The 5,343-nt window shown below is 39.4% G+C and carries 5 protein-coding genes; all 5 read right to left on the bottom strand.

Going from position 1 to position 5,343, the window contains the following annotated elements:
• Positions 1–228: DUF4330 family protein (locus ACLTU0_RS10600; protein WP_412322406.1), on the bottom strand; the 228-nt coding region annotated here is incomplete at its 3' end.
• Between the two features lie 14 nt (positions 229–242).
• Positions 243–710, bottom strand: coding sequence for a DUF4330 domain-containing protein (locus ACLTU0_RS10595; protein WP_412322405.1), 468 nt, complete (start codon positions 708–710; stop codon positions 243–245).
• Positions 711–723: 13 nt separating this feature from the next.
• Positions 724–1,839, bottom strand: a complete 1,116-nt coding sequence (locus ACLTU0_RS10590; RefSeq protein WP_412322404.1) for a glycosyltransferase family 4 protein — start codon at positions 1,837–1,839, stop codon at positions 724–726.
• Between the two features lie 119 nt (positions 1,840–1,958).
• The gene (locus tag ACLTU0_RS10585; RefSeq protein ID WP_412322403.1) at positions 1,959–3,815 is read right to left on the bottom strand and encodes an O-antigen ligase family protein; all 1,857 of its coding nucleotides are present in this window, start codon (positions 3,813–3,815) and stop codon (positions 1,959–1,961) included.
• A gap of 4 nt (positions 3,816–3,819) precedes the next feature.
• The coding region (gene murJ / locus ACLTU0_RS10580; protein ID WP_412322401.1) for a murein biosynthesis integral membrane protein MurJ at positions 3,820–5,343 on the bottom strand (1,524 nt) is incomplete at its 5' end.

The following is a 5,343-nucleotide window of genomic DNA, read 5'->3' as shown; positions in this document are numbered from 1 at the left end:
TTCAGACTTTTTATCTGTAACCTTGCCTTTTTTCTCAAGTGCGTCAACAGTATACTGTCTTACGCTTTCAACTTTAAGTACATATTCAAACTGTTTATTTGATTTAACCGCACCCGTAACACTGCTGCCGTATCTTGCCACAATCCCCACTATTACGGCAACGACAAGCACAACAACAAGAATATCAATAATGCTTACTTTTCCGCCGATTTTTCCGTTCTTATCCACGATACATACCTCCTTTAGTCATCTATTCCTATAACATAGCCTGTTGACGCATAGCCTTTACCTCTTACAGGTATTTCCGCGCCGACTTTAACTGCCGTACCTCCTGCCTTTATAGCAAGATCAGAAACATCCGTATCAGCCTCAATCGTCACATACACGTCATATTTACCTTCTATAACTTCGTTTGAGTAAGTACCGTCAATACTGTTGTAAACCATAGTTACAGCCGGTTTTGATTCAACATTTTTCACAACTCCGCCGTCTTTTTCCGTAAGGCTGATTGTTACGTCATCACCTATCGTGATTGCATTTGCAAAGTCCTCGTCTTTGTTTTGAACCATAACTGTAAAATCAACCTTTTCTTTTTCACTTCCGTTTGTAAACGACGGAAGAATTTTAATTGCACCAACAACGATAACCGCAAGTATAACCAAGATTATTATTGCGTCTATCGCAGTGAATTTTGCTTTCTTCTCTGACATTTATTTATCCTCCTTATTTCATCAAATCAAGATATACTTGTTCTGTTTGTTTCGTCATCGCCTGTGCCGTAAAAGTCTTTCGGAATATCTTTTTAGCACCTTGCGACATATAATCGTAAAGTTTTTGGTCTGTAAGCAATACTTCAAGATTATCAGCCAAAGCCTTTGAATTTTGTTTCGGAACGATATATCCGTTTTGTCCGTTCTTTATAACCCCCGGATTACCTCCGAAATCCGAAACGACTGCCGGTATTCCAAGACTCATACCTTCAAGTAAAGCAAGCGATGTAGCCTCTGTACCGAATGATGCATTTGCCTGAACATCGGTTATACTCATAAGTTTATCTACATCAGATATAAAACCGGTAAATATAATCTGTTCCTGTCTGTTCATATTTTTAACTTTTTCTTTTAAGTGATTTTCATATGAACCTGTACCGGCAATATAAAATCTTGCTTTTATTCCTTTTTGCAAAAGTCTGTCCGCCGCCTCGATAAAATAATCGTGACCTTTTATATCCTCAAGACGTGCAACGATTGACACCGCTTTATATCCGTCGGGAAGATTGAAGCGTTCTTTTATAATTCGTTTTTCGTCTGTCGAAACAGGTGTAAGTCCGTCAACGCCGTTTAAAATGACTTTTATCTTGCTTTCCTTAACACCCGTATCAGTAAGGTTGTCCTTTGCCGCCTCTGCAACGGCAATAATACTGTCCGCATAATGATTGTTAATCATTCCGTTTATAACCTTGCCGATACCTCTTGATATTTTCTTTGACGGTTCAAATACGCTGTGACGCGTATAAACAACCTTTGCACCCGCTTGTTTTGCCGCAATTCTTGCTGACATACTTGCATGAGTATGAACAATATCCGGTTTTTCACGTTTAAATATCATTCTAAGTTTCTTTACCGCCGCAAAATCAAGCGACTTATCCGCAATTCCGTCAACCTCGATTACAGGTATATTCATCTTGTCAATATGCGGTTTTAAAAGGCTGTTTTTCGGAAGAACTACTTTTACGTCAAATGTGTTGTAATCAAAATTTTCAAGCAGTGTAAGAAGACATTTTCCAGCACCGCCTATATTTGTATCCGAGGACACTTCTATTACTTTTATTTTTTTCATAGATTACTCCTTTCACAGAAATTCCAAACTAATTTAAAAATTGTTCACAGTACCGCTTTGCAGCTCACGGTGCCGTACATGGGTACTGCCCCGAGCAAAAAGTGGTGCTGCGGGCAATTTTAGTCAGTCGTTTTTAAGTGTTTCAACGCTAAACCCAAACCTAACACCATAAAGAATACTGCCATTACTCTGTAGTTGTAGAATGTATAGTCAAACATACTCTGTGCCAAAAATCCTATTACACCGCTGCCCAAAGCCAATGCAAGCATTGAGTCCATGCTCTTTTTATCATCCATTCTGTATACATCAGACATTTTCTTTACAAATACAATTTGCATTACCAAGAATACTCCCAGTCCGCTTATGCCTGCCTCAACAAGAAGTTGTAAGAACAAGTTGTGTGAATGAGGTGCTATGATAGCGTTGTATGAGAAGAAAGGATATACCTGTGAAAATGCCGCCTCGCCCATACCTATACCGCCGAGCCAATAATGTTTCATCATTCCGAGCGTACCCATCCAAATATATACACGATACGATGTTGACGAGTCCTCCATATTGCCGACACTCATTATACGGTCAACAATAGTCTGCGGTATGATAAACGGCAATATACACAACACAATCGGTATAAAGCCCCACCATTTTCCTTCATAGAATGTTACGAATATAACTACGCTCAGCATAAAGCCGATCCAACAGCCTCTTGACTGTGTAAGTACCAGACACAACGCAAGCACAAGGAACATTAATCCGTACGCCCATTTTGAAAGTTCTTTCCACTTGTTTTTAAGCATATATACCGCCGCAACAGGAAGTACCAAAAGCAAGTATTCGCCCAGTACGTTCGGATTGCCAAGTGTTGAATATACACGCATTGTTGCGTCTTCAAACATTTCTTCATCAATCCACGCATTTGAAGTTGTCCAACCGAATGCGTACTGCATTACACCGTAAAGTGCAACCAGTGCACCCGATATAACAAATATCTTAAACAATCCGTAAAGTTGTTCCTTTGTCTTAACCGTATTCACTACAACAAAGTAGAATGTTAGGAATACAAGATACATCGCCCATACTTTAAGACTTCCCATTCTTGCGAATGATGCAAGTGACGATACAAGCAATACTCCCAAAAGAAGTAATATACACATACCCACGCCGTCAAACTTCCACTTGAAGTTTTCGTCCGAAAGCGATTTAATAACAAGTGACAAAGCCGTCCACAAACATATACCGGCAAGTATCATTGTCGGCATAAAAGGTGCTAAAAATACCGCCGCATATACACCCGTAATCGGTGCATACATAACAAGCACCATACCGAACAGAGCAAAAGGTATTGCCAAGCCGTAAAGCTTTGAAACGCTCATTACCGCTCCGACAATAATACCGCACAAAAGTGCAAGTACAAGTCTTAGCTTGCCGTTTGTATACTTTTCATCGTAAAATTCAAAATCAAGATTTTTAAATCCTGCCGCACTTTTGATTACACTTACGACCTTACTCGGATTTAAAAACGACATAAGATTGAAGTTAAACACACTCATAATCGCGCCGATAACACCGACAATCAAAGCGATTTTCGACAGGTGCATACCTACAATACTGTAACATACAACCGTTGCAAGAATCATTATACCGAAAAAGCGTGTATTCACCGCCATAAAATTCTGTATATATACTCTCGCCCAATGACATATAAAACTGTTTTTTATGTTGCTTTCCACAAATTTTCCGATTTTCTTTTTTATAAAAGTTAAAAACGTAAACGGACATCTGACAATTCTTACTGCAACACTGTTTGACTCGTTTTGACCTATATTTCTGATCCAAGTCATAACAGAACTGTTTTTCCAAGAACCTGATATTCCGTTATATATCTTCATAAGCAATTTGCAAAGTCCGCTTTTTCTGAACGCATTTGCAAAGCTGTGACAAAATGCCGCTATTGAAGACAGAATAAAACTATTCATCTTCTCACCCTTTCTTTTTTATAATACTTTTTATATCGTCCTCGCCCGTAACAAAAATCATAATACCGTATATTATAACTCCTGTCACACCGCATATACCGCAAGTGAGGATATTTCCTACAACACCGTCAAATCTTGCACCTACAAATCCGTAAACGAAGAATACGCCTACTCCCATAACAGCCGCCGATATAACGGCTTTTATCATATTCAAAATATCTCTGCCTTTTATCATATCGGGATACTTTCTGTGCATACAGAACCAGTTCAAAACCGCATTCACGATTGAACCGCCTGCCGCCGCAAGTGCAAGTCCGTTGGTTGCCATTACATTATACAGTACATACGCAAGCAAAATATTTATAACCATACTTATAACCGAGTTTCTCATAGGTGTTCTGCTATCCTGCAGCGAGAAAAATGCTTTTGATAAAATCTCATTAAGTCCGAGTCCAAGCATACCGACAGAATAGAATTTAAGTAATGTGCTTATTGCCTCAACGTCCTCTGCACCCATTTTGCCGTAACCGTAAATAACAGACGCAATCGGTTTTGAAAGAACTATAAATCCTGCCATAAGCGGTGCTATTACAAGCACAATCGCACGCATTGAGCTTACTGTAAGTTTTTTCGCCTCATTGTCGTTTCCGTCCGCAACCGCACGTGCAAGTTTTGGGAATATCAAGTTTGTAACCACAAAACTGAATACTCCGACAACGATTATATACAGTCTGTTCGACTGCTGAATATATGTTACCGCAGAATCGATGTTTGACGCAAATCTTTGATTGACTATCGAATAAAGCGGTTGTACCCAAGTGGATATAAGCATAGGTCCTGCAAGCAAAAGCATTTGCTTTATATACGGATCTTTAAACTTAAAATCAGGCCTGTACTTTACTCCGAATTTTTTTATCCAAGGTATCAGTATTATAAACTGCAAGCTCCACGCAATAACCATTGTTACCGACAAGCCGTAAATACCGAACTTCTTGCCGAATACCACATAATAAAGTATAATAGCCAAATTCGATACAAGGCTTATTATTGACGGAATATTGTACTCGCCGAATGACTGCAACAATCCAACAAATGAAAACGCCAGTCCCGTAAATATTACCATCGGGAACATTATCGCGGTAAGCTGTGCCGCAAGATTGTGCTTGTCGGCTGTATAATTCGGTGCTTGTATGTTCACAAGTACATCTCTGAAAATTATTCCGCCCACAACGATAAATAAGGTTATACAGACAATAAGCGTTACGAACTTATTGACAAATTTCATTGCCTCGTCTTTGCCTCTTTTCGACATTATATCGTTGAAAACAGGTATAAATGCCGCAGAGATAACTCCGCCGATTATGACATCAAACAACGTTGTAGGAATAGTTGACGCGGTTAAAAATGCGTCCGACTCCAAGCCGGAACCGAAATATGCTGTTAAAAGCGAATCTCTTACAAGTCCGAGTACCTTTGACAAAAGCGTTGCCATTGCCATAAAGCCTGCCGTCAGGAGCATTTTCTGTCC

Source organism: Hominilimicola sp., assembly GCF_046972485.1.
GTDB classification, from domain to species: Bacteria; Bacillota; Clostridia; order UBA1381; family UBA1381; genus Hominilimicola; species Hominilimicola fabiformis.
This window is presented reverse-complemented; position numbering and strand designations above follow the sequence as displayed.

Bases quoted from the DNA above. Each gene is read 5' to 3' on its own strand.
- ACLTU0_RS10595 (WP_412322405.1), bottom strand. From the start codon at position 710: ATGTCAGAGAAGAAAGCAAAATTCACTGCGATAGACGCAATAATAATC.
- ACLTU0_RS10590 (WP_412322404.1), bottom strand. From the start codon at position 1,839: ATGAAAAAAATAAAAGTAATAGAAGTGTCCTCGGATACAAATATAGGC.
- ACLTU0_RS10585 (WP_412322403.1), bottom strand. From the start codon at position 3,815: ATGAATAGTTTTATTCTGTCTTCAATAGCGGCATTTTGTCACAGCTTT.